The sequence below is a fragment of the Pseudomonas sp. SGAir0191 genome, from assembly GCF_002812565.2.
Taxonomy (GTDB): domain Bacteria; phylum Pseudomonadota; class Gammaproteobacteria; order Pseudomonadales; family Pseudomonadaceae; genus Aquipseudomonas; species Aquipseudomonas parafulva_B.
The window spans coordinates 3,632,259-3,656,076 of sequence record NZ_CP025035.2 but is presented as its reverse complement, the minus strand read 5'-3'; the positions used below and the strand labels follow the sequence as shown (position 1 = coordinate 3,656,076).

The window sequence follows — 23,818 nt, the reverse complement described above, 5'->3', positions numbered from 1 at the left end:
GGCGCTTGCAAAGAGGCCGGTGATTATTTGGGCGGGTGGATGATGCGCTCGATCTTGTCCTTGATCAGCAGCCGCTCGCGGCGCAAGCGCGTAACGGCCTCGTCGTTGGTGCCGTTCTTCTCGGCGGCGACCACTTCCTTGTCCTTGGCGTTGTACTCCTTGTGCAAGCCATGCAGCGTCTGGTCCTTGTCAATGAGTGCCTGGAATGCGTCAGCGGTAACGTGCAAGTCAGCGAGCAGATCGTGCGGAACAGGCATTTCTTCACCTCTGTCAGGGGATTGGTTAAGGTCCTGACCTCTGAGGATAGCCGCGTTTGTCCCGGCGAGGGAGGCTGCTAAACCTGAACCCCTGCTGAACGACTGACGGGTACGCGTCGAAATCAGCGCTTTAACTAAATTGTTACGTTATTTTTCACAGAAAATTGATGGCTCGGTTTCTAGAGTTCGCCCAGCTTGCTCCCAGTGCCATCCGGCGCTGGTGGTCACTTCTCTTGGTTGCGAACCTGAATGCTCAACATCAAACCCCTGCGCACCGAATGGGTCACGCTGCTGGCCAGCCTGTACCTGTTGATCGGCTTGAATGTCTTCCTTTGGGAGCACCTGGAACAGGTAGTGCCCCCCGGTTTGCCCGGCCTGTGGTTGACCCTGGCATTTGCGGTGCTGATGTTGTTCGCCTTCAACCTCATCCTGACCCTCATTGCTTTCCGCTATGTACTCAAGCCTTTGCTGGTGCTGCTGTTCGTCAGTGGTGCGGCGGTGGCGTATTTCATGAACCGCTATGGGGTGCTGATCGATGCGGGCATGTTCGCCAACATCGCCGAAACCAACGTGGCAGAAGTGCGCGACCTGCTGTCGCTGAAGTTCGGCTTGTACATGCTTGGCCTCGGGGTATTGCCCTCGGTGCTGCTGTGGCGAGCGCCGGTGGTGTATCGGCCGTGGCAGCGTGAGCTGTTCGGCAAGCTGGTGGTCACGGCGGCCTGCGTGGTGGGCCTGGGCTCGGTAGGGTTGGCCAATTATCAGGGCCTGTCGTCGCTGTTTCGCAATCACCACGAACTGCGCCTGATGCTGACCCCCAGCAATATCGTCGGTGCCTCCATGGCGTACGTGAGCGAGCGCGTGGTCACCAGTGCACGCCCCTTTGCCCACTATGGCGAAGATGCCGCCCGCACCCCGGACTGGCAGCACCATCAGCGCAAGTCCCTGACGGTGCTGGTGGTGGGTGAAAGCGCGCGCGCCGATCACTTCGGCGTGCTGGGCTACAACCGCGATACCACCCCCAGGCTTGCCGCCGAGCAAGGGTTGCTGGCGTTCTCGGACGTTCATTCCTGCGGCACTGAAACGGCTGTGTCGGTACCCTGCATGTTTTCCGGCATGCCCCGCAAAGCCTACGATGCGCGCATCGCCAAGAATCGCGAAGGGCTGCTCGATATTCTCAAGCGGGCGGGCCTGGACGTGCAGTGGCGCGACAATCAGTCCGGGTGCAAGGGCACCTGCGACCGCGTGCAGTTCATCAACGTGAGCAAGCTCAAGGACCCGCAGTTCTGCGGCGAAGGCGAGTGCCACGACGAAATCCTGCTGCAGGGGCTGGGCGAGCTGATCGACCACTTGGACAAGGACACCGTGCTGGTGCTGCACCAGATGGGCAGCCACGGCCCCGACTACTTCAAACGCTACCCCAAGGCCGAGCAGCGCTTTGCCCCGGTGTGCCAGAGCAATGCCCTGGACCAGTGCAGCCAGGCGCAGATCATCAATGGCTACGACAATACCCTGGCCTACACCGACCGGGTCCTGGCCAGCCTGATCGACACCCTGCGCAGCCGGCAGGACAAGGTCGATACGGCCATGATCTACCTGTCCGACCATGGCGAATCGCTGGGCGAGTACAACCTGTTCCTGCACGGGACGCCGTACGCCATCGCCCCGGAACAGCAAAAGCATGTACCGCTGCTGGCCTGGTTTTCCGACAGCTATCAGCAGGACTTCGGTGTCGATACCGGTTGCCTGGCCAAGTTGAACGATGCGCCCTTGTCCCAGGACAACCTGTTCCACTCGATGCTGGGGTTGTTGCAGGTTCATACCCAGGTGTACGAGCGATCCCTGGACCTGTTCGCCAGCTGCCGGCCCTGGCTCACCGCCAGGCGCTGAGCAGGCGAGGGTGGGCTGCCTGGCGAACGCCGTCAACGCGCAGTCGGGTGGACAATCCCTGGAGCAGGGCGCCGGCCTGGTTGCACAGTCCGTGAAATTGCACCATTGATCGACATCAAGGATGGCCCGGGTTTCACCAGCAGTGCCCGCGCCGTATATACTGCGCGCCAATGTTAGTGGGAGAGCCTTGTGGCCATCGAAATTCACTGGATCCGTGACGACCTGAGCCTGGCCGAACACTGCCGCGACTGGCGCCAATTGCCGTTTGTCGCGGTCGATACCGAATTCATGCGCGTCGATACCTTCTACCCCAAGGCAGGGCTGATCCAGATTGGCGATGGCAAGTGCGCGTTCCTGATCGACCCGCTGTTGATCGCCAACTGGCAGCCGCTGGCCGAGCTGATCGAAGACCGTAACGTGGTCAAGGTGCTGCATGCCTGCAGCGAGGACCTGGAGGTGCTGCTGCGCCTGACCGGCAAGCTGCCTCAGCCGCTGTTTGACACCCAGCTGGCCGCCGGCTACCTCAACCTTGGCTTCTCCATGGGCTATTCGCGGCTGGTACAGGAGGTGCTGGGCATCGATCTGCCCAAAGGCGAGACCCGCTCCGACTGGTTGCAACGCCCACTTTCCGAGACCCAGGTCAGCTATGCCGCCGAGGACGCCGTGCACCTGGCCGAGCTGTTCAGCGCCTTGCGTGCGCGCCTGTCCGACGACAAGTACGCCTGGGTGTTGGAAGACGGTGCTGAACTGGTGGCCCAGTTGCGCCGCGAGGTGCAGCCCGACAGCCTGTACCGTGAGGTCAAGCTGGCGTGGAAGCTGTCGCCCCAGCAGTTGGCGGTGCTGCGCGCCCTGTGCGCCTGGCGCGAGCGGGAGGCCCGCCTGCGTGACGTTCCGCGCAACCGCATCCTCAAGGAGCATGCGCTGTGGCCCATCGCCAAGAGCCAGCCGACCAACCTGGCGGCCTTGGCCCGCATCGACGACATGCACCCGCGCACCTTGCGCCAGGATGGCGAAACCTTGCTGCAACTGATCAAGCACGCCGCTAGCCTTCCGGCCGAACAATGGCCCGAGCCATTGCCTGAGCCGCTGCCGATCGAAGCCTCGGGCATTCTCAAGCAACTGCGCGCCGTCGGTCAGGCCGAAGGGCAACGGCTGGGCATCGCGCCCGAGCTGATGCTGCGCAAGAAAACCCTCGAGGCCCTGCTTAAAAGCGGTTACCCCAACGGCCCCTACACCTTGCCCGATTCGCTGCGCGGCTGGCGCCGTGAGCGGATGGGCCAGGCACTGCTGGACAGCCTGGCCGGTGCCGGAGACCCTCAATGAAACGCATCTGCTCGATCTACAAGAGCCCCCGCAAGAACGAAATGTACCTGTACGTGCTCAAGGCCGATGGCTTGCAACGCGTACCCGAAGGCTTGCTGCCGTTCTTCGGCACGCCCCAGCACGCCTTCGACCTAGTGCTCAGCCCCGAACGCAAGCTGGCCCGCGAAGACATCACCAAGGTGCTGGAGAACCTCGACAATCAGGGTTATCACCTGCAGATGCCGCCGCCGGATGACGAGTACATCGAGCACCTGCCCGACGAGTTGCTGCACCGAAACGATCCCGCCTGATCATGCGCGTACTGATTGCCGAGCATGACCACGCCCGCTACGCCGACCTGTTGCACCAGGCGGCACCGCACCTTGAAGTCCTGACCAGCGACGACTCCGCGCAACTGGCCCGGCTGGCGCCGCAGTGCCCAGTCTGGCTCGGCCAGCCCGACCTGCTGGCCAGCTTGTTGCGCCAGGGGCATCGCCCCCACTGGATGCAGTCGACCTGGGCCGGCATCACGCCCCTGCTGGCCACGGGGCTGCCCCGCGCGTATCGCCTGACCCGCGCTGTGGGCATTTTCGGCCAGGTCATGGCCGAATACATGCTCACCTACATGCTGGGCCATGAACGGCACGTCCTGTCGCGCCTGGTCAGCCAGGTGGAGCGGCGCTGGGATGAGCGCCCTGGTTGCTCGCTGCAGGGCCGCAAGGTATTGATCGTCGGCACCGGCGATATCGGCCAGGCCGTGGCCGAGTTCCTGCGCCCGTTCGGGGTGGTGCTGTACGGTGTGGCCAGCCAGGCCCGTGAACAGCCGCCATTCGCCGAGGTAGCAGCCCTGGACGATCTCGCGCGCCTGGTGGGCGAGGTCGACTATGTGCTGAACCTGCTGCCCGACACGCCGGCCACGCACGATATCTTTGACGCAGCGATGTTCCGGCGTTTCCAGCCCACTGCGTTGTTCATCAATGCCGGGCGCGGTGTGGCCGTCGTCGACGCCGACCTGGTGGAGGCGCTGAAGGAGGGGCACCTGGCCGGGGCGGTGATCGACGTATGCCGCCAGGAACCTCTGCCCAGGCAGCATCCATTCTGGACCGCCTGGGGCCTGTTGCTGACCGGACACAGCGCAGCGCCCACCACGCCTGCGGCCATGGTGCGGTTGTTCCTCGACAACCTGCAGGCGTTCGAAGCCGACCAGGCGCTGCGTGGCGAGGTGAACTTCGATCGCGGGTATTGATCGACCGGCCTGTATCAGAGCGCGCTGCCCGCAGGTGGCGCCCTCGGGGTGCCCTTCAGGCGTATCACCCTGCTATGGGCCTGAGTTCGAGCACGGCTGACAAGCGGTCTGGTATTGCTGCATGCCAGGCCCTAGACTGGCGCCGCCACGGCTGCCAGCTCCATGCTGCACGCCTTAACGAACCGTTTCAGGCGCTGTCTGCCTCGGGCCCGATGTCGGACACGCGCTGCTGATCCCTTGCAGGAAATCGCGTCATGATCGCTGATAACGCCCCGTTCTGGCGGCACAAGACCCTAGAGCAACTCAACCCGCAGGAATGGGAGTCGCTGTGCGACGGCTGCGGGCTGTGCTGCTTGCAAAAGCTCGAGGACGAGGACGACAACAGCGTCTACTACACCCGCATCGCCTGCAAGTTGCTGGACCTCGACACTTGCCAGTGCAGCGACTATCCCAATCGCTTCGCCCAGGTGCCCGACTGCATTCAGCTCACCCCGGGCAAGGCTGACCAGTTTCGTTGGTTGCCAGCGACTTGCGGTTACCGCCTGGTCAGCGAAGGCAAGGACTTGCCGGTCTGGCACCACCTGGTATGCGGTGACCGTCAGCAAGTGCATGAGCAGCGCATCTCCCAGGCAGGGCGCATGCTCAGCGAGCGTGACGTGCACGAGGACGACTGGGAAGACCACCTGATCTTTCGCGCCAGCTAACCAGGCGCTTTACCCGCTGGTGAACAAGGAGTGTCGGTATGCGTAGCCGTTTGAGTGTGCTGGTGGCCGTGTTGGGGTTGATGGCGGGGGCACCGGCCTGGGCGAAGAAAGTCGATCTTGACTATCAGGTTCGGCTGTTGCCTGCGACCGGGCAGGCCGAAGTGCGCCTTACGCTGGCCGATGGCAGTGCTGTGCGCAGTTTGGACTTCGACCTGGGCAAGGCGGGGGCCTACAGCGGCTTCCAGGCAGATGGCCACTGGCAGCTTCGCGGCCAGCGCGGGGTATGGCAGCCAGCGCCCGGCAAGACCAGCCTGAGCTACCGCGTGCAGTTGAACCAGCTCCACGGGCCTGGGGTGTACAACACCCGCATGACAGCGCACTGGGCACTGTTCATGGGCGACCAACTGGTCCCACCCGGACGGCTGGACCAGCAGGACGGCACCGAGTTGGTCGCCCGCCTGGCATTCGACCTGCCCGAAGGCTGGAAAAGCGTCGAGACCGCCTGGCCACGTATTGGCAAGGACAAGTTCCGCATCGACAACGTCTCACGCCTGTTCGACCGCCCCACGGGCTGGATACTGGCTGGCAACCTGGGGAGCCGCCGTGCGCGCCTGGGCGAAACCGACGTGACGGTGGCGGCGCCGGTTGGGGAAGGGATGCGCCGGTTGGACAACCTGACCTTGCTGACCTACATCTGGCCGCAACTGCAGGCCACCTTCCCGAGAAACCCGCCCAAACTGCTGGTGGTGGGCGCACGCGATCACATGTGGCGCGGGGCGATGGCAGCCCACGGCTCGCTCTACCTGCACAGTGGCCAGGCCATGGTCAGCGAGAGCGGCAGCAGCCCGCTGCTGCGCGAAGTGGTCCAGTTGTTCACTCAGCTGCGTGGGCGTGACGGCAATGACTGGTTGATCGAGAGCTTGACCGACTACTACGCCACCGAGCTGCTGCGCCGATCGGGCGGCATGAGTGATGATCGTTATCAGGCCTGGCAGGCGCGCTTGAGCAAACAGGGCGCAAGCGTCAAGCACCTCAAGGGGCACCAGGCGACGCCTGCCCAGGTGGCGCGAGGGGTGATGCTGTTGCAGGCACTGGACAAGGAGATCCGTATTCATACCCAGGCCCGGCAATCGCTCGACGACGTGGCGCGCGGGCTGATGCGACTGCCCAGCGTCAGCCTCGAGGACTTCGTGCAGATCAGCGAAAACGTACTCGGACGTCGGTCGGAGGCGTTGCAGAGCAAGGTACTGCATTGATGCGCTACACAATGCCCGGTGGGAACCGCGTTTTGCGCAGTTTTTGAAGGTCATCGGATCCGTAAAGCGGTTTCAGCAGTATGGAATCTCAGATTTTGGGGCTGCTGCGCAGCCCGTCGCGGCACGAGGACCGCTCCTACAGTATTACCGCGTAATAAACCTGTAGGAGCGGTCCTCGTGCCGCGATGGGGCGCGAAGCGGCCCCGGCAATATGTGCTGCGAAGCTGAATGCGTGAGCCTCTGGCGCAGGCCCTGGCCGAAGACCCGTCGCCCCGGGCGCTCCCAAATCGAACGTGTTACTACTACGTCAACCAAACCGCAGCCGTCATGTATAGCCTTGCCGCAGCGCCGCCACGGCAAGGCCATAACACTGTCCAGGGCATCACACCCCAGCGACAGGATCCTTGCCGGTCACCGTCACCCCTTCGGTCGCCGCTTTGGCACTGTCCTTCAGTGCAGTCAGCTCGTCCCCAGTACGCTTGAGGTCCGATTTCAGCTGGTTGTACTGATCGCGATGATGCTGCAACCATGCCTTGGTGGCGCAATGCCCAGTGAAGCCGCGCACCAGCGCCAGGCCCCCTACGGCCACCTTGAACAGCCCTACGATACCGCCCTGGCTCAGCCCTTTGCCTACCAGCAAGGCACCCCCGGCCAAGGACGTGGCGCGTTCGATGCCATGGACGTTCTTTTCCTGCAACGGTGCATCAGAGTGATTATCAAGCATTGGTAAGCCCTCTTGGTGATGTGTAAGCAGCTGACCTGCCTGCGGCGGGCGGCGTTCAGTCAATGTGCCAAGCGAACCTCCTGGCGGTCATGACAGCGCACCCATCACTTGAATTTTGGGCCCGAGCGGGTGTTCAGGCCCTTGGCCAGACGGTCGTACAGCACCACGTTCACCGTGGCCGCCAGGTTCATGCAGCCGGTGGTGGGAATGTAGATGGTTTCCTCGCACCAGGCCCTTACCTCAGGGCTGAGGCTGCCGTCTTCGGGGCCGAAGATGTAGATGGCGCGGTCCGGGTGGGTGTAGTCGGGCAGGGGGCGGGCGCCTTCGACCAGTTCCACGGCCACCGGGGTACAGCCCAGCGGGATGATGCGTTGCAGGTCATCGATGCCGATCAGTGGAATGTCGTAGTGCACGCGCTTGGTGTCGGTCACGAAGTCCCGCGCGCGCTCGTAGCGCTTGCCGGTATAGAACACCGAGTTGACCCCGTAGCAGCCAGCCGCACGCATTACCGAGCCTACGTTTTCGGCCGACTTGGGGTTGAACAGGCCGATGCAACTGTATCGTTTGTTAGCCACGAACCGGGGCCCTTCGCAAAAAAGACGCGATTATACGGGTTGCCCGGTCATGGTGGGGGGCTGCTGGTCAGTCCTTCTTCAGCATGCCTGCCAGTGCCGCGAACGGGTTGTGGGTAGCCTTGGCAATGCTCGGGGTGCTGGTGGAGCCTTCGCTGAAGTATTGCTGATCGGTGTAGCGCGAGTGTTCGTTGTCATGGCAGTACAAGCACAGCAGCTCCCAGTTGGAGCCGTCCTGGGGGTTGTTGTCGTGGTTGTGGTCACGGTGGTGCACGGTAAGCTCACTCAGGCGCTTGCCGGCGAACTCGCGTGCACAACGCCCGCACACGTGCGGGTACATCCTCAGGGCCTTGTCGCGGTAGCCCATTTCCTTGTCGCGCTTGGCATCGGCGAGGATGCGGTCCAGGCGCGCAGTGGCGGCGGAAGTAGAGGAGGTCATGGTGTTTCCTTCGTTCTGATCAGGCAAATGACGGTTATGCCGTCGAGTCTAGCGCGGCTGCATGATCGGCGCACAGGCGAAAAATGTCATATGGGCGTAGCCTGTAGGAAGATTCTGAACAGGAGGTTGCCGATGCTTGCTGCGATTCTCGCCGTGGTCTTGGTGGCGGGCGTGCCTGCGGCTCACGCTGCCAGCACGCCGCCGCGGTTGACCACGCCTGTACCCGGTGCGCCGGGTACACCCACCCCCACGCCGTATCCGCAGATCACCCCAAGCAGCCCGCCCAAAGCCACCGGCACTTCCCAAGGGGCACCCTTGCTACCGCCAATGCCAGTGCCCGGCCCGCCCAAGGACCAGCCACTGCCAGGGTTGCGGCAGGATCTAGAGAAGCCGGGGCGGGATCAGGAGTGATCGAAGGCGGCTGTCCACACCTCGCTTTGCGGCTTGCCGTCATGCATGAACTCAGATCGCTGGGGCCGCTGCGCGCACAAAACAGCCCGGCGCCTCAGACAACCCCCAGCTCACCCAGCACAAACCCATACTCCAAGGCCACGTCCTTCAACCCCTGGTAGCGCCCGCTCATACCCCCATGCCCGGCACCCATCTCGGTCTTGAGCAGCAGCAGGTTGTCATCGGTCTTGCGCGTACGCAGGCGGGCGACCCACTTGGCCGCTTCCCAGTACTGCACCCGGCTGTCGTTGTAGCCTGCCACCACCAGCATGGCCGGGTAGGGCTGGGCTTTCACGTTCTCATACGGCGCATAGGCCTTGATGCGCTCGTACACCTCAGGCTCCGCGGGATTGCCCCATTCGTCATACTCGGTCACCGTCAACGGCAGCTCAGGGTCGAGCATGGTGTTGAGCACATCCACGAAGGGCACCTCGGCGATGGCGCAGCGAAACAGCTCGGGACGCAGGTTCAACACGGCGCCGATCAGCAGCCCGCCGGCACTGCCCCCACTGATGGCCAGGGTTGCAGAGGATGTCACGCCTGCGTTGATCAGGTGTTCGGCGCACGCGATGAAATCGCTGAAGGAATTGTGCTTGTGTTCCTGCTTGCCGGCACGGTACCAGGCCTCGCCCAGCTCGCCGCCGCCGCGCACATGGGCGATGGCAAACGCTACACCACGTTCCAGCAGGCTCAGCCGCGCATGGGAGAACCATGGGTCCAGGCTCTCGCCATAGGCGCCGTACCCGTATAGGTAGAGCGGTGTGGTGCGACCCACATCCTGGCGCCGTCGCACCAGGCTGATCGGCACTTGGGTACCGTCTGCCGCGGTGGCCCACAGGCGCTCGCTGACATAGGCGTCGGCATCAAAGGGCCCCAGCACCGGCGTCTGCTTGAGCACCTCCTGCGCGCCAGTGGCCAGCGCCAGCTGACGTACCTGGGCCGGCCGGTTCAGCGCTTCGTAGCGCAAGCGTACCCGAGGGCTGTCGAATTCCAGGCTGTCCTGCACGTACAGGCTGTAGGCCGCGTCGGGTAAATCCACCCGGTAGGGCGACAGACCCTGTGGGCGCACTTCGATGATCGGCAACCCGCCATCACGCAGGCTCAGGGTCAATGCGCTGGCATTGAGGCTCAGCCCTTCGAGCATGATGTCATCGCGATGGGCGACCAGCCGTTGCCACTGGGCACGGCTTGGCACGGGCTCGACCGGGGCGTGATACAGGGCGAAGTTGATACCGTCCTGGTTGGTGCGAATGAACCATCGCCACTGCCCATCGAGCAGGCCGTGATCAGGGAAGTACTCATGGCCTTCCACGCGCGGTGCCAGGCAGGTGAACGGCGCTTGCGGCGTGGCCGCGTCCAGCACCCAGGCTTCGCTGGTGGTCTTGCTGTTGAGCAGCAGCACCAACTGGCGTTCGGAGCTGGTGCGGTAACAGTGCAGGAAGAACCGGCCATCGGGCTCCTCGAATACCCGCTGGGCAGCGTCCTGACCCAACGTATGCCGGTACAGCCGCCAAGGGCGGTGGGTATCGTCGAGTTCGGCGAAGAACAGCGTACGGCTGTCATTGGCCCAGGTCAGGCTGCCATCGCAGTCGTCGAAGGGCAGGGTCGTCACATCGCCCGTGGCCAGATCCTTGACGTACAAGGTGTAGATTTCGTCGCCGCTGGTGTCCAGGCTATAGGCCAACAGGCGATGGTCGGGACTGACGTTGAACGCCCCCAGCGAAAGAAAGCCGCCGCCTGCCAGGGCGTTTGGGTCGAGCAACAGTTGCTCCTGGCCTTCATCGACCGTGTTGGAATCATCGGCAGGGCGTGGGCAGCGATAATGGCGGGGGTATTCGTCGCCTGCGGTGGTGCGGGTGTAGTACAGGTAGGGCCCCCACGGCGATGGCAGGGACAGATCGGTTTCCTGGATGCGGCCTTTAATCTCCTCGAACAACTGTTCGCGCAAGGGGGCCTGATCGGCCAGACAGGCTTGCTGATAGGTGTTTTCCGCTTCGAGGTAAGCCAGTACCTGGGGATCGTCACGCTGTTGCAACCACGCGTAGGGGTCGGTCGCATCGTCGGCTCTGGCCAGGGGCGGCAAGTGGGTGCTTGGCATCGGAATTTCTCTCGGTTCTTGAGGGGCGTTACCGGCAGCTTCGGCGGCGCACCGGTACAGGCAAACACTGTGTGCGCCAGGAAATGTGTTTATCATAGGCACCTCTTTGCCTGGCTTGCACGATTACCATGATCGAGAACGACTACACCCTGGCCTGGGGCCTCTACGCCGTGGCCGCCCTGGGCTGCCTTCTGGTGGGCTTCAAGCTCACCGGCTGGATGTGGCGCTGGCTGCGCGAACCGCTGCGCGTCGTGCTGGCGGTGCTGCTGTTTACGCCGACCGTGGTCGACCCGGTCAAGGACAGCTTCGCCCCGGCCATTGCCATCACGGTGCTGGATGTCGCCTTCAAGGTGGGTAACAACGCCTGGCGCGCAGTGTCGGACTTCGCCATGTACGGCATGATCGCCTTCGTGCTGTATTTCCTGTTCGTGCTAGTGCGTTGGCCGCTGGAGAAACGCGCCCGCGAGCGCCGCCTGCGGGCCGAAGCCGCCGCCCAGCGCGAGGCCGCCGAAGCGCAGGCGCTGGCGCCGGGGGAGCCCTTGGCCGCCGAGCGTAGCGATCGTTACCGTGACGACCCGCCTGTGCTGCCTGCTGGCGCCGGCCGGGTCGAGCCCCGCCTGTAAACGGAGACACCGCCATGTGCGAACTGCTGGGCATGAGTGCCAACGTCCCCACCGACATCGTCTTCAGCTTCACCGGCCTGATACAGCGCGGCGGTCGCACTGGCCCGCACCGTGACGGCTGGGGCATCGGCTTCTACGAAGGGCGCGGCCTGCGCCTGTTCCAGGACCCCGCCGCCAGCAGCGAGTCCGAGGTGGCCAACCTGGTAAGGCGCTACCCGATCAAGAGCGAAGTAGTGATCGGCCACATCCGCCAGGCCAATGTGGGCAAGGTCTGCCTGGCCAACACCCACCCCTTCATGCGCGAGATGTGGGGGCGCAACTGGTGCTTTGCCCACAACGGCCAGCTGGGTGATTTCACCGGCTCCACGAGCTTTTACCAGCCTATTGGCGATACCGACAGCGAGGCGGCCTTCTGTGACCTGCTCAATCGCATCCGCGGCGCCTTCCCGGAGCCGGTGCCAGTGGAACAGTTACTGCCGGTGCTGGTCGAAGCCTGTGCCGGTTATCGCGCCCGCGGCGTGTTCAACTGCATGCTCAGCGATGGTGACTGGCTGTTCTGCTTCTGTTCGACGAAGCTGGTCCACATTACCCGTCGCGCGCCGTTTGGCGCGGCACGGCTGAAGGATGTCGACCTGATCGTCGATTTCCATACCCAAACCACCCCCAACGACGTAGTCACGGTGATCGCCACCGAGGCCTTGACCGAGAACGAAACCTGGAACCGCTACGCGCCAGGTCAGTGGGCCCTGTGGCGGCACGGCGAGTGCACCGCGCACGGACAAAGCTAAGGATGCTGCATGTTCAGAAGTTACCTGCGGTTGCTGCTGTTCACCTTCGGGCTATTGGCCGGCATCCAGGTCCCGGGGCTGGTCAAGGATTACAGCCAGCGCGTGGAGGCGCACCTGTTTGAATCACGCGAGGCGCTGGACGGCTTCCGCCAGACAGCCGAGCGCTTTTTCAACGGCGATCTGCAAGCCTTGTTGCGACACTACCGCAGCAGTGACGACCCGGTCTTTCTCAGTGACGCCAACAGCATCGAAAGCCTGATGATTCGCAACCAGCTGCTTGAAGACGAATGGCAAGCGCTGCAAGGTTCATGGGCGCAGCGTACCTGGCACGTCCTGGTGCAAGCCGACCCGCGGCTGCGAGAAGAAACGCTCAACGGCTACGGCTATCAGATTCTGCTGGCGCCTGAGGCCATCGGCTGGGGCGTCGGTGCCGGGTTCGTGCTGGCGTTCGTGGTTGAAAGCCTGTTGTTGGGGATAGGTCGGCTGATACTGGGTGGGCGACGTGGGGCGGTGAAAGAGAGTTGGCGTTAGATGAAGTCCTGACACCCTGCTTGAGCGGGAGTGCGCTACGCTCCCATCCGGTCCTGGGCTGGTCCCATTCCAGATCGGGCTACAAACCCTCAGCCCATAGTCCCCGGCACCAGCACGATCCGTTGCCCGCCCACATCCTGTGCATAGCGCTCCAGTACCTGCCGACAAACCCCAACCACTTCCTCCACCAACGCCACCCCGGTCTGCCAGGCCACCACCAGCTCCAGGCTCGGCGGGGGCTCAAGCCCAGCCAGCAGCACCAGGTCACCCTGGTTCAGTTCGGCCTCTACCAGGGCAGGCGGCAAGGCCCCAATGCCAAAACCGTCGCGCAACAAGCGGGTAATAGCCGCTACCGAATTGACGCAGTTCAGCCGCGGCGTTTGCGCCCCGGCACCTTGCAACAAGGCCAGCACTTCCTGATGCGGCCGTGAATTCTTCGAGAAGGTCACGATGCGCTCGCGCCCCAACTCGATCAGTGACGTGTAGTCCCTGTGCAGGTGCGAGCCTGCCGCGACTATCCAGCCCATCGGGTAGCGCGCCAGATCCAGGCTGCGGATCGAGGGCTCGCGCAGTAAGTCTGTTTGCACGATAACGTCCAAAAAACCCTTGTGCAGTTGTTCGCGCAGGTTCAGCGCCGTGTCGGCGATGAGTTCGATTTCCACCTGCGGATAGCGCTCGGTCAATTCGGCCACCAGCGCGCTCATCCAGGTATGAATGACCGTGTCCATCACCCCGAGACGAATACGCCCGACCTTGGCCCGGTCGCTGTCCAGCGACTGTTTGAGCGCCTTGGCGGTTTCCAGCATGCGCTCGGCATGTTCCAGCACCTTGCTGCCTTCCGGAGTCAGGCTGACCCCGCGCGAGTCGCGCAACAGCAGCTTGACGCCAAGGTCGGCCTCGAGCGCCGCGATACGGCTGGACACCGACGCCTGGGTGGTGAACAGCTTCTGCGCGGTCAGGCGGAAGCTCTTGAGACGAGCGACCCAGACGAACGTTTCGAGAAAGCGAAGGTTCATGATCAGTTTTTCTTGTTCCAGACCCAGGGTTTTTCTCGTTGGACGTCAGCGCCGCGTGCTCTGAACATGAAGCCCAGGCCGCGACCTTTGCTGTCGCCCCATAAAACAATACCAACAAGCCGAGGCATCCATGAACCCCACCGGCACGCAGCAGCAGGTCAGTTCCCCATCCTCCTCCGGGCCTTTTGCCTGGTACCGCGACATCGATCAGCAACAACGGCGCACCTTCTGGAGCTGCAAGATCGGCTATGGCCTGGACGGCATGGACACGCAGATGCTGAGCTTCGTCATCCCCACGCTGATCATGCTATGGGGCATCACCACCACCGAGGCCGGGCTGATCCACACCAGTACCCTGGTCGCTTCGGCCATCGGTGGCTGGGTGGCCGGCATTCTCTCCGACCGCATCGGCCGGGTCCGCACCCTGCAACTGACGGTGCTGTGGTTCGCCTTCTTCACCTTCCTCTGCGGCTTTGCCCAGAACTACGAGCAACTGCTGATCGCCAGGACCCTCATGGGCTTTGGCTTCGGCGGTGAGTGGACGGCAGGCGCGGTGCTCATCGGCGAGGTTATCCGTGCCCAAGACCGCGGCAAGGCAGTGGGCATGGTGCAGTCAGGCTGGGCCATTGGTTGGGGGCTGACGGCCATCCTATACGCGCTGCTCTTCACTTGGTTGCCGCAGGAGCAGGCCTGGCGAGCGCTATTTTTACTGGGGCTGGTGCCGGCCGTGTTCGTGATCTTCGTTCGGCGGCTGGTGAAAGACCCGGAGGTCTACCGCCAGGCCAAGGCAGCCGAAGACATCGAGGCGCCATCGCACTTCTACGAAATCTTCGCCCCCGGTCTGGTCTGGACCACCGTGCGCGCCTCGCTGCTGACCACTGGCGCACTGGGCGGCTACTACGCAATCACCGCCTGGCTGCCCACGTTTCTGAAGAACGAACGCGGGCTGAGCGTGCTGGGTACCGGCGGCTACCTGGCGATGGTGATCGTAGGCTCCTACGTGGGTTACGTGATCAGCGCCTACCTGTCCGACCTGCTAGGGCGCAAAAAGAATTTCATCCTGTTCGCCGTAGGCTCGTTCGTCATCGTGCTGCTGTACACGCAAATGCCCGTCAGTGATGGGGTGATGCTGTGGTTGGGCTTCCCGCTGGGCTTTTTCGCCTCGGGCATCTTCAGCGGCATGGGGGCCTTTCTGACCGAGCTGTTTCCCACGCGGGTGCGCGGCTCGGGGCAGGGCTTTTGCTACAACGTCGGCAAGATCGTCGCGGCGCTGTTCCCGCTGCTGATTGGTATGCTGGGGCAGCAGGTGCCGCTGGGCCTGGGTATCGGCTTGTTCTCGGCCGTGTCCTATGGCGTGGTGATCGTGGCAGCGCTAAGCCTGCCAGAAACACGCGGCAAACAATTGCAGGCGCGCTAAGGTAGGAACATGAATAACGACAAGGGGTACACCGTGGTGCAACGCCTGTTACTCAACTGCGACATGGGCGAAAGCTTCGGCAGCTGGCGCATGGGCCTGGATGCCGAGGTCATGCCCTACATCGACTGTGCCAACATTGCCTGCGGCTACCACGCCGGTGACCCCGGCATCATGCGCCGCACCGTGGCGCTGGCGCTGGAACACGGGGTAACCATTGGCGCACACCCGGCCTACCCGGACCTGGTCGGCTTCGGCCGGCGCAGCCTGGCGTGCAGTGCCGAAGAAATCCGTGACCTGCTGCACTACCAGATCGGCGCGCTCGATGGCATCTGCAAGGCGCAGGGCACACGCGTCGCCTATGTAAAACCCCACGGTGCGTTGTACAACGACATGATGGCCGACCCATTGATCCTGCGCACGGTGCTGGAGGCCGTGGCGGCCTATGACAGTGGCCTGCCGCTGATGCTCATGGCCACGGCCGACAATGGGGCGGCCCAGGCGCTGGGTACTGAAATCGGCGTACCGCTCTGGTTCGAGGCGTTTGCCGATCGGGCCTACACCGCCAGCGGCCACCTGGTGTCGCGACGCCTGCCGGGCGCCGTGCACCACGACCCGGCGCAAGTGGTCGAGCAAGCCGTAAAGCTGGCCCGCGGCAAAGCACTGCTGGCCAGTGATGGCACTGGACTGCTGCTCAAAGCCCAAACGCTCTGCGTGCATGGGGACAACGACAGCTCTGTGACGGCAGTTCGGCAGATCCGCCAGGCACTCGATGGGATCAGATCAGCATGACCCCACGCATCGAAGTGGTCGGCATCGATTGCCTGATGGTGCGCCTGTTCGAGCGTATCGAGGAAGCCAACATGCCCTGGGTGCTTGCCGCCAGTCAGCGCTTGCAAGCGGCTTTTGGTGCGCACTTGCGCGACCTGGTGCCGTCCTACACCACCCTCATGGTGCATTTCGACCTGCCGCCGGCCGATGCACGCTGCCTGATCGTGCAAGCCCTTGAAGGGCTGCAACCTGGCACTGAGAACACCGGCTACCTGCACGAAATACCGGTGTGGTACCACGCCAGCGTCGGCCCTGAGTTGCCCGTGCTGGCCCGCCGGGCAGGCCTGAGCGAGGCTGAGGTCGTGCGCTTGCACAGTGAACGTGACTACCCGGTGTTCGCCCTGGGATTCGCGCCGGGTTTCGCGTTCATGGGGCTGGTGGACGAACGGCTGGCCACCCCGAGGCTAAGCACCCCGCGCAAGCAGGTGGCAGCGGGCAGTGTCGGCATTGCCGAGCGCCAGACCGCTGCGTACCCGGCCGCTTCCCCCGGTGGTTGGAACCTGATCGGGCGTACGCCGGTGCGGTTGTTCGACCGTGAGCGGCACGGCTACAGCCTGCTGCAACCGGGCGACCGCGTCCGCTTCGTTTCGGTGACGCGGCAGGCGTTTCTGGCGTTGGGCGGTGATGAGGAGGCACAGGCATGAAGCATTTGCGAGTCGAGGCCAGCACACCGCTGTGTGCGCTACAGGATGCAGGCCGATTTGGCGTGCGGCACCTTGGGGTCACCCAGGGCGGCGCTTTGGATTGGGTCGCGATGCACTGGGCCAACGGGTTGCTGGGCAACGCTCTGCAGGCTCCCGTCGTAGAGGTTGCCTTGGGTGGATTCAGCGTGGTGGCGCAGCATGATTGCGTACTGGCGCTGGCCGGGGCCGACCTGGACGCGCACATCGACGAGCACTACTTGGCCCCTTGGCGCAGTTTCACCCTGACGAAGGGGCAGCGCCTTACCCTCAGGCAACCTCGGCAGGGCGCTCGCGCTTATCTGGCCGCACCGGGCGGTTTCGATGCCGAGCCTGTGATGGGCAGTTGTGCCACGGTCGTGCGCGAGGGGCTGGGCGGGGTCGATGGCCAGGGCGGCGTGTTGCGTGAAGGCCAATGCTTGAGTTTTGCCGGTACAGCCACACCGATCCGCGAAGTGCCTGGTCACCTGCGTCCTGAGTATGTGGCCAAGCCCACCTTGGACCTGGTGATTGGCGCGCAGATCGGCGACTTTGCTGGCCTTAGTCTGTTCGATGCCTTCAACTGCGACTGGACGCTGGACACCCGTGCCGACCGCATGGGCATCCGCCTGCTTGGCCCGCCTCTGGTTTATCAAGGCCCGGCCATGATCTCCGAAGGCATTCCCCTTGGCGCCGTCCAGGTCCCGCCCGATGGGCAGCCGATCGTGTTGCTCAATGATCGCCAGACCATCGGCGGTTATCCCCGCCTGGGGGCGCTGACGCCCCTGGCACTGGCACAACTGGCACAGTGCATGCCAGGGGCGACGGTGCGATTGCGGCCGGTAATGCAGGAGCAGGCATGGCGGGAGCAGCAGGCGTATCTGGAACGCTGGCAAGTGTTGTTGAGCGGCCTTGCCGGGGCGCCGGACCGGCCTCAGCGATCTGGACTGCGAAGCTGAAATCCTGGGGCCGCTGCGCGGCCCATCGCGGCCGGTCCGGCGCCCCGGCGAGGCCGATCCCGGAAATCGGCTAGCCTTCGGGGGCAATACTAAGCAGTTGCTTTTGCGAAAGTCCAAGCCCCGCTATCCCAGTCGATACAGGGTCAAGGTGGGAGCGGCCTCGCCGGGGCGCCGGACCGGCCGCGATGGGCTGCGCAGCAGCCCAGGATTTCAGCTTCGCAGCGCATATTGCCGGGGCCGCGCTGCGGCCCATCGCGGCACCAGGCCGCTCCTACCCGGAAATCGGCTAGCCTTCAGGGGCGGTGTCAGACAGTTGCTCCTGCAAAGCCCTGTGAAGCCACTGACTCAGACGTTACGCGGTCAGTGTAGGAGCGGCCTCGTGCCGCGATGGGCCGCAGCGCGGCCCTGACAATATGCGCTGCGAAGCTGAAATCTTGGGGCTGCTGCGTAGCCCATCGCGGCCGGTCCGGCGCCCCGGCGAGGCCGCTCTTACAAGGGGCATGACTTTGCGGCTTTACTTCGACAGATACCGCATCCCATCCTCCAACCCCTGCAAGGTCAGTGGATACATCCGGTCCTCGATCAGTTCACGCACCAGCTGGGTAGAAGCGGTGTAGCCCCAGGCCTGGCGGGGGTATGGGTTGATCCAGATGACCTTGCGGAACTTGGCCATGATGCGCTGCATCCAGACATACCCGGCTTCCTCGTTCCAATGCTCCACGCTGCCGCCCGGCTGGGTGATTTCGTAAGGGGCCATGGCCGCGTCTCCGACGAACACGACCTTGTAGTCCTCGCCGTACTTGTGCAGCAGGTCGAACGTGGAATAGCGCTCCGACGTGCGCCGCAGGTTGTTCTTCCAGACCGTCTCATACACGCAGTTGTGAAAGTAGTAGTACTCCATGTGCTTGAACTCGGTCTTGCAGGCCGAGAACAGCTCCTCGCAGACCCTGACATGGGCATCCATCGAGCCACCGATGTCGAACAGCAGCAGCAATTTCACCGTGTTGCGCCGCTCCGGGCGCATCTGGATGTTCAGCAGCCCCGCATCGCGTGCGGTATGGTCGATAGTGCCATCGATGTCCAGCTCTTCGGCAGCGCCTTGGCGGGCGAACTTGCGCAGGCGCCGCAGGGCCAGCTTGATGTTGCGCGTACCCAGCTCCACCTGATCGTCCAGGTTCTTGTACTCGCGCTGGTCCCAGACCTTCACCGCCTTGCCCTGGCGCTCGCCAGCATCGCCCACGCGGATACCTTCGGGGTTGTACCCACCCGAGCCGAACGGGCTGGTGCCACCGGTGCCAATCCACTTGTTGCCGCCTGCGTGGCGCTCCTTTTGCTCCTGCAGGCGCTGCTTGAACGCCTCGATCAGCTTGTCCAGCCCACCCAGTGACTGGATCTGCGCGCGCTCCTCAGAGGTCAACGAGCGCTCGAATTCCTTGCGCAGCCAGTCCTCGGGGATCAACGCCTCGATGTGTCGATCCAGGTTCTCCAGGCCCTTGAAGTAAGCGGCGAAGGCCCGGTCGAACTTGTCGAAATGGCGTTCGTCCTTCACCAGGATGGCGCGGGCCAGGTAGTAGAATTCGTCCATGTCGGCGAACACCACGTTCCGTTGCAAGGCATGGTGCAGGTCGAGCAGTTCGCGCACCGACACCGGCACCTTCGCCGCGCGCATTTCGTTGAACAGGTTGAGCAACATGGCCCCGGCTCCCTCAGCGGTTGCCGCGCCGGCTCATGAAGGCCAGGCGCTCGAGCAGCTGCACATCCTGCTCATTTTTCACCAGCGCCCCGGCCAGCGGAGGGATGGCCTTGGTCGGGTCGCGCTCGCGCAGTACCGCTTCGCCAATATTGTCGGCCATCAGCAGCTTCAGCCAGTCGACCAGTTCGGACGTTGAAGGCTTTTTCTTCAGGCCCGGTACCTTGCGCACGTCGAAGAACACGTCCAGCGCCTCGCTGACCAGCGACTGGCTGATGTTGGGGTAGTGCACATCCACGATGCGTTGCAGCGTGGCCCGGTCGGGGAAGGCGATGTAGTGGAAGAAGCAGCGGCGCAGGAAAGCGTCCGGCAGCTCCTTTTCGTTATTGGACGTGATGATGATGATCGGGCGCTGCCTGGCCTTGATGGTCTCGTCGATTTCATAGACGTAGAACTCCATCTTGTCGAGTTCCTGCAACAGGTCGTTGGGGAATTCGATATCGGCCTTGTCGATCTCGTCGATCAGCAGGATCACCCGCTCCTGGGCCTCGAAGGCCTCCCACAGCTTGCCTTTCTTCAGGTAGTTGCGTACGTCGTGGACCTTGTCCACACCCAGCTGGGAGTCGCGCAGGCGGCTGACGGCATCGTATTCGTACAAGCCCTGGTGAGCCTTGGTTGTGGACTTGATGTGCCAGGTAATCAGGCGCGCCCCGAACGAAGCTGCCAACTGCTCAGCCAGCATGGTCTTGCCGGTACCAGGCTCACCCTTGACCAACAGCGGGCGCTCGAGGGTGATGGCCGCATTGACGGCCAGTTTCAGGTCGTCCGTGGCGACATAGTCACCCGTACCTTCGAACTTCATGGGGTCTTTCCTCTGCTTGGGCTTGCGGGCCGATGTGCAGCCAGCCTGTCAGCCGCCCTTGGTGTGGGCGGCAGGCTGGCGCTCAGGTGGCCAACACAGGGTGTGATGGTGGGCCCGACTATAACGCGGGGGTACGACGACTGAAAACGCAGACCGCGTATTCAGTCCCCGAATGTCTCGTCACTGCGCCTTAGTCGGAATCCGGCGCGCTGCGTTCATAGCGCGCACTGAACGCCTGCACGAATCCATTGCGCAGGATCTGCAGGAAGGCCTCGAACGCACTGATGTTCTGCCTGCGCACGCTGCCACTGAGCTCAACGCGCGTGGCGAACTGGTTTTTCGGCTGGTTCTTGAGCACGGTTTCGGTGGCCCCCACCAGCGCCTCCCAGACCGAGCGGAACAGGCCCTTGTCCTTGTCCTCCACGTCCTGTTGCCAATCGAATACTTCGACGTCGCGCAGCAGGGGCTTGATGTAGCCGTTTAGGCGGCCATTGGTGGCCTCGGCCTCGATGACCACATCGCCATGGCCAGCTTTGAAGTCGAACTTGCCATAAGCACTGGCAAAGTCGTTGAGTCTGCGCAGCTCGATGCCGGTGGCACGCAGGCGGAACTCAAAGTCGTCGAAATCGCTGAACGGGTCGAAGGTGGCACGGCTCTCGACCTTGGCATCGCCTGCGACCAGGGCACGGGCTTCGAAGCTGGCGTCGCGCCGGCCGGCTTCGTCACGGATGTTGGTGAGGTTGCGAATGCTGGCCTGCAACTGCGTCGCCTTGAGCGTGACCGGGGGCTTGGAGCTGAAGTTGCGGAAGGTCAACACCCCGTCATCGATCACCACCTCGTTGAGCGTGATGGGCAGCAGCTTGTCCAGTTGCTGACGCCAGTCAGTGCCCTGACCGGTTTGGGAATTTTGCTTGTCGCCGCCATCGACAAAATTCAGCTCCGGGCGCAGGAAAGCCACTTCGGCCACCACGGCGCGGTCGTACCACAGCGAATGCCAGCTGACCGAGATGTCGATCACGGGGGCGTTGAGAAAAGGCACCGGCACCTTGCCCGTGGTCTTGACGATCTTCAGCCCGTTGACGGTATAGGCGCCGCGCCACCAAGCCAGATCCACATCGCTGACCTGCCCCCGGTAGTCGCCCATGTCGGCCAGTTTTTCATTGAGGTAGTCGCGCACCAGATAGGGCAGGGCGAGCTGCAAGGCCACCAGCAGCACGATGAGGCTGCCAAGGGCGATCAGCGGCCAGCGATAGCGGGCTCTCATGGCAGTTCTCCAGGGCAAGGTGTGTGGTTGACCGCAGGGTCTGCGCCGGAGTTCGAACAGGCTTTACGGGCCTTGGGGCCGGGGCTTACCCTTGGGGTCTTTCCGTGTCTTCATCATGCCAAGGACCCTGCCATGAGCCGTATATACGCAGACAACGCCCACTCCATCGGCAACACGCCCCTGGTGCAGATCAACCGCCTCGCGCCACGCGGTGTGACCATCCTGGCCAAGATCGAAGGGCGCAACCCAGGGTATTCGGTCAAATGCCGCATCGGCGCGAACATGGTCTGGGACGCCGAGAGCAGCGGCAAGCTCAAGCCCGGCATGACCATCGTCGAACCCACCTCGGGCAACACCGGTATTGGCCTTGCCTTCGTCGCTGCCGCCCGGGGCTACAAGCTCATGCTGACCATGCCGGCCTCCATGAGCCTGGAGCGGCGCAAGGTGCTCAAGGCCCTTGGCGCCGAACTGGTGCTCACCGAACCTGCCAAGGGCATGAAGGGCGCCATCGAGAAAGCCAACGAAATCGTCGCCTCCAACCCCGAGCAGTACTTCATGCCCGGGCAGTTCGAAAACCCTGCCAACCCGGCCATCCACGAAAAGACCACAGGCCCGGAGATCTGGAACGATACCGATGGCGCCGTGGATGTGGTGGTTGCCGGTGTCGGCACTGGCGGCACCATCACCGGTATCTCGCGCTATATCAAGCACACCCAGGGCAAGGCGATCACCTCGGTGGCGGTCGAGCCCATTTCCTCGCCGCTGATCACCCAGACCCTGGCAGGCGAGGCGCTGACGCCCACGCCGCACAAGATCCAAGGCATCGGCGCGGGCTTCGTGCCGAAGAACCTCGACCTGTCGATCGTCGACCAGGTCATGACGGTGGGCGACGACGAAGCCAAGGCCATGGCTATCCGTCTGATGCAGGAAGAAGGCATCCTGTGTGGTATTTCCTGCGGTGCCGCGATGGCCGCTGCCGTGCGCCTTGCAGAAAAGCCGGAAATGCAGGGCAAGACCCTCGTGGTGATTCTGCCTGACTCAGGCGAGCGTTACTTGTCCAGCATGCTGTTCAGCGACCTGTTCAGCGAGCAGGAAACCCAGCAGTAACCTGCCTAGGCGGTGATCCGAAGCAATACCTGGTAACGGGCTTGATTGCACAATCTTCATCCGTATCGTTGCGCCCAGGTGGTTTGTGCCTGGGCGCGATAGGTTTATGATGCCCGGATGATTTTCCCCCGGAACAGGCAGCGCTGGCCTGTGTCCCGCCCTAGGAGTGTTGCATGACCGTTTCCTTCCTCGCCAAGGCAGGTGTGCTGCTGGTGTTCTTCGGCAGCGTGCTGTTTGTCCACCTGCGCGGCAAGGCCCGCCTGCCGGTGTTGCGCCAGTTCGTCAACCATTCGGCGCTGTTCGCCCCCTACAATGCGTTGATGTACCTGTTTTCGGGCGTGCCGTCCAAGCCGTACCTGGACCGGCAACGCTTCCCGGAGCTGGACGTGCTCAAGGACAACTGGCAGGAAATCCGCGAGGAGGCCATGCGCCTGTTCGACGAGGGTTATATCCGCGCAGCCGAAAAGGACAACGACGCCGGTTTCGGTTCGTTCTTCAAGAAAGGCTGGAAGCGCTTCTACCTGAAGTGGTACGACAAACCCCTGCCGTCTGCCGAAGCCCTGTGCCCGCGAACCGTCGAGCTGGTCAGCAGCATCCCCAACGTCAAAGGGGCGATGTTCGCCCTGCTGCCCGGCGGCAGCCACCTGAACCCGCACCGTGATCCGTTTGCAGGTTCCCTGCGCTATCACCTGGGTCTCTCCACGCCCAACTCCGATGCCTGCCGCATTTATGTGGACGGCCAACCCTATGCCTGGCGTGACGGCCAGGACGTGATGTTCGACGAGACCTACGTGCACTGGGTCAAGAACGAGACCGACGTGACCCGGGTGATTCTGTTCTGCGACGTGGAGCGTCCCCTGAACAGCCCGTTCATGACCCGCGTCAACCGCAAGGTCAGCGCATTTCTGGGCCGCGCCACTGCACCGCAGAATACAGACGATGAACGCGTGGGCGGGATCAACCAGGCCTACGCCTGGAGCAAGCGGTTCAGCAACAAGCTGAGCACGCGCGTCAAGCAGTTCAAGCGTGCCAACCCCAAGGCTTACCGCGTGTTGCGACCGATACTGGCCGTCGTCGTAGCCTATCTGCTGTACCGCTGGTTGTTCTGACGGCGCCCTCGACAGGGTGGGGCGCCTGCA

Annotated in this window: 24 protein-coding genes and 1 pseudogene; 16 read left to right on the top strand and 9 right to left on the bottom strand. The window is 63.3% G+C overall.

Annotated features, from left to right (window positions below):
• Positions 1 to 23 precede the first annotated feature (23 nt).
• Complete coding sequence (locus CWR53_RS16345) at positions 24 to 257, bottom strand: YdcH family protein (protein WP_058604205.1); 234 nt, start codon at positions 255 to 257, stop codon at positions 24 to 26.
• A gap of 249 nt (positions 258 to 506) precedes the next feature.
• Here CWR53_RS16345 and CWR53_RS16340 point away from each other — a divergent pair, with 249 nt between their 5' ends.
• From CWR53_RS16340 to CWR53_RS16315, 6 genes are all read left to right on the top strand, one after another.
• The gene (locus CWR53_RS16340; RefSeq protein WP_100852058.1) at positions 507 to 2,144 is read left to right on the top strand and encodes a phosphoethanolamine transferase; all 1,638 of its coding nucleotides are present in this window, start codon (positions 507 to 509) and stop codon (positions 2,142 to 2,144) included.
• A 189-nt stretch (positions 2,145 to 2,333) separates the two neighbouring features.
• The gene (gene rnd / locus CWR53_RS16335) at positions 2,334 to 3,467 is read left to right on the top strand and encodes a ribonuclease D (RefSeq protein WP_100852057.1); all 1,134 of its coding nucleotides are present in this window, start codon (positions 2,334 to 2,336) and stop codon (positions 3,465 to 3,467) included.
• Positions 3,464 to 3,757, top strand: a complete 294-nt coding sequence (locus CWR53_RS16330) for a YcgL domain-containing protein (RefSeq protein WP_023534892.1) — start codon at positions 3,464 to 3,466, stop codon at positions 3,755 to 3,757. Before rnd ends, CWR53_RS16330 begins: the two co-directional genes overlap by 4 nt.
• A gap of 2 nt (positions 3,758 to 3,759) precedes the next feature.
• The gene (locus CWR53_RS16325) at positions 3,760 to 4,692 is read left to right on the top strand and encodes a D-2-hydroxyacid dehydrogenase (RefSeq protein ID WP_078478943.1); all 933 of its coding nucleotides are present in this window, start codon (positions 3,760 to 3,762) and stop codon (positions 4,690 to 4,692) included.
• Between the two features lie 254 nt (positions 4,693 to 4,946).
• Positions 4,947 to 5,396, top strand: coding sequence for a YcgN family cysteine cluster protein (locus tag CWR53_RS16320; RefSeq protein WP_100852056.1), 450 nt, complete (start codon positions 4,947 to 4,949; stop codon positions 5,394 to 5,396).
• A gap of 38 nt (positions 5,397 to 5,434) precedes the next feature.
• Positions 5,435 to 6,652, top strand: coding sequence for a hypothetical protein (locus CWR53_RS16315; RefSeq protein WP_100852055.1), 1,218 nt, complete (start codon positions 5,435 to 5,437; stop codon positions 6,650 to 6,652).
• A 382-nt stretch (positions 6,653 to 7,034) separates the two neighbouring features.
• Here the strand turns inward: CWR53_RS16315 and CWR53_RS16310 are convergent, their stop codons facing one another.
• From CWR53_RS16310 to CWR53_RS16300, 3 genes are all read right to left on the bottom strand, one after another.
• On the bottom strand, positions 7,035 to 7,376 hold the full coding sequence (locus CWR53_RS16310) for a DUF2892 domain-containing protein (protein WP_058604211.1): 342 nt from the start codon (positions 7,374 to 7,376) through the stop codon (positions 7,035 to 7,037).
• A 104-nt stretch (positions 7,377 to 7,480) separates the two neighbouring features.
• Positions 7,481 to 7,951, bottom strand: coding sequence for an RNA methyltransferase (locus CWR53_RS16305; RefSeq protein WP_033728691.1), 471 nt, complete (start codon positions 7,949 to 7,951; stop codon positions 7,481 to 7,483).
• Positions 7,952 to 8,018: 67 nt separating this feature from the next.
• Positions 8,019 to 8,387: a YajD family HNH nuclease gene (locus CWR53_RS16300; RefSeq protein WP_023534919.1), complete on the bottom strand. Its 369-nt coding sequence runs from the start codon at positions 8,385 to 8,387 to the stop codon at positions 8,019 to 8,021.
• Positions 8,388 to 8,519: 132 nt separating this feature from the next.
• Here CWR53_RS16300 and CWR53_RS16295 point away from each other — a divergent pair, with 132 nt between their 5' ends.
• Positions 8,520 to 8,798, top strand: a complete 279-nt coding sequence (locus CWR53_RS16295; RefSeq protein WP_058638055.1) for a hypothetical protein — start codon at positions 8,520 to 8,522, stop codon at positions 8,796 to 8,798.
• Positions 8,799 to 8,892: 94 nt separating this feature from the next.
• Here CWR53_RS16295 and CWR53_RS16290 read toward each other — a convergent pair whose 3' ends face one another.
• The gene (locus CWR53_RS16290) at positions 8,893 to 10,935 is read right to left on the bottom strand and encodes a S9 family peptidase (RefSeq protein ID WP_100852054.1); all 2,043 of its coding nucleotides are present in this window, start codon (positions 10,933 to 10,935) and stop codon (positions 8,893 to 8,895) included.
• 128 nt (positions 10,936 to 11,063) lie between these two features.
• Between CWR53_RS16290 and CWR53_RS16285 the strand changes: the two genes are divergently transcribed.
• Genes CWR53_RS16285 through CWR53_RS16275 form a run of 3 tightly spaced genes read left to right on the top strand, consistent with a single transcriptional unit; the run spans position 11,064 to position 12,877 of the window.
• Positions 11,064 to 11,558, top strand: coding sequence for a hypothetical protein (locus CWR53_RS16285; protein WP_058604213.1), 495 nt, complete (start codon positions 11,064 to 11,066; stop codon positions 11,556 to 11,558).
• 14 nt (positions 11,559 to 11,572) lie between these two features.
• Positions 11,573 to 12,346 (top strand): class II glutamine amidotransferase, encoded by a 774-nt coding sequence (locus tag CWR53_RS16280; RefSeq protein WP_023534887.1) that lies wholly within the window; start codon positions 11,573 to 11,575, stop codon positions 12,344 to 12,346.
• Between the two features lie 9 nt (positions 12,347 to 12,355).
• Positions 12,356 to 12,877: a DUF2937 family protein gene (locus CWR53_RS16275; protein ID WP_058604214.1), complete on the top strand. Its 522-nt coding sequence runs from the start codon at positions 12,356 to 12,358 to the stop codon at positions 12,875 to 12,877.
• 89 nt (positions 12,878 to 12,966) lie between these two features.
• Here CWR53_RS16275 and CWR53_RS16270 read toward each other — a convergent pair whose 3' ends face one another.
• Positions 12,967 to 13,893: a LysR family transcriptional regulator gene (locus tag CWR53_RS16270; RefSeq protein ID WP_058638058.1), complete on the bottom strand. Its 927-nt coding sequence runs from the start codon at positions 13,891 to 13,893 to the stop codon at positions 12,967 to 12,969.
• A 130-nt stretch (positions 13,894 to 14,023) separates the two neighbouring features.
• Here CWR53_RS16270 and CWR53_RS16265 point away from each other — a divergent pair, with 130 nt between their 5' ends.
• From CWR53_RS16265 to CWR53_RS16250, 4 genes and pseudogenes are all read left to right on the top strand, one after another.
• Entirely contained in the window at positions 14,024 to 15,310 is a 1,287-nt protein-coding gene (locus CWR53_RS16265) for an MFS transporter (protein ID WP_100852053.1), read from the top strand.
• 36 nt (positions 15,311 to 15,346) lie between these two features.
• On the top strand, positions 15,347 to 16,099 hold the full coding sequence (locus CWR53_RS16260; protein ID WP_375335500.1) for a 5-oxoprolinase subunit PxpA: 753 nt from the start codon (positions 15,347 to 15,349) through the stop codon (positions 16,097 to 16,099).
• Complete coding sequence (pxpB, locus tag CWR53_RS16255; protein ID WP_100852051.1) at positions 16,096 to 16,782, top strand: 5-oxoprolinase subunit PxpB; 687 nt, start codon at positions 16,096 to 16,098, stop codon at positions 16,780 to 16,782. Before CWR53_RS16260 ends, pxpB begins: the two co-directional genes overlap by 4 nt.
• Positions 16,779 to 17,690 (top strand): annotated as a pseudogene (locus CWR53_RS16250) (biotin-dependent carboxyltransferase family protein); the annotation flags it as partial. The gene pxpB and the pseudogene CWR53_RS16250, both read left to right, overlap by 4 nt.
• A gap of 580 nt (positions 17,691 to 18,270) precedes the next feature.
• Here CWR53_RS16250 and CWR53_RS16245 read toward each other — a convergent pair.
• From CWR53_RS16245 to CWR53_RS16235, 3 genes are all read right to left on the bottom strand, one after another.
• A complete protein-coding gene (locus tag CWR53_RS16245) occupies positions 18,271 to 19,449 on the bottom strand; it encodes a VWA domain-containing protein (RefSeq protein ID WP_058604219.1) in 1,179 nt (392 codons plus the stop codon).
• 13 nt (positions 19,450 to 19,462) lie between these two features.
• Positions 19,463 to 20,308, bottom strand: a complete 846-nt coding sequence (locus CWR53_RS16240) for a MoxR family ATPase (RefSeq protein ID WP_023534935.1) — start codon at positions 20,306 to 20,308, stop codon at positions 19,463 to 19,465.
• Positions 20,309 to 20,498: 190 nt separating this feature from the next.
• Positions 20,499 to 21,572, bottom strand: coding sequence for a DUF748 domain-containing protein (locus tag CWR53_RS16235; RefSeq protein ID WP_058638064.1), 1,074 nt, complete (start codon positions 21,570 to 21,572; stop codon positions 20,499 to 20,501).
• A 132-nt stretch (positions 21,573 to 21,704) separates the two neighbouring features.
• Between CWR53_RS16235 and cysK the strand changes: the two genes are divergently transcribed.
• A complete protein-coding gene (cysK, locus tag CWR53_RS16230) occupies positions 21,705 to 22,679 on the top strand; it encodes a cysteine synthase A (RefSeq protein WP_058604221.1) in 975 nt (324 codons plus the stop codon).
• A 173-nt stretch (positions 22,680 to 22,852) separates the two neighbouring features.
• Positions 22,853 to 23,788, top strand: coding sequence for an aspartyl/asparaginyl beta-hydroxylase domain-containing protein (locus CWR53_RS16225; protein ID WP_078478934.1), 936 nt, complete (start codon positions 22,853 to 22,855; stop codon positions 23,786 to 23,788).
• Positions 23,789 to 23,818: the final 30 nt, after the last annotated feature.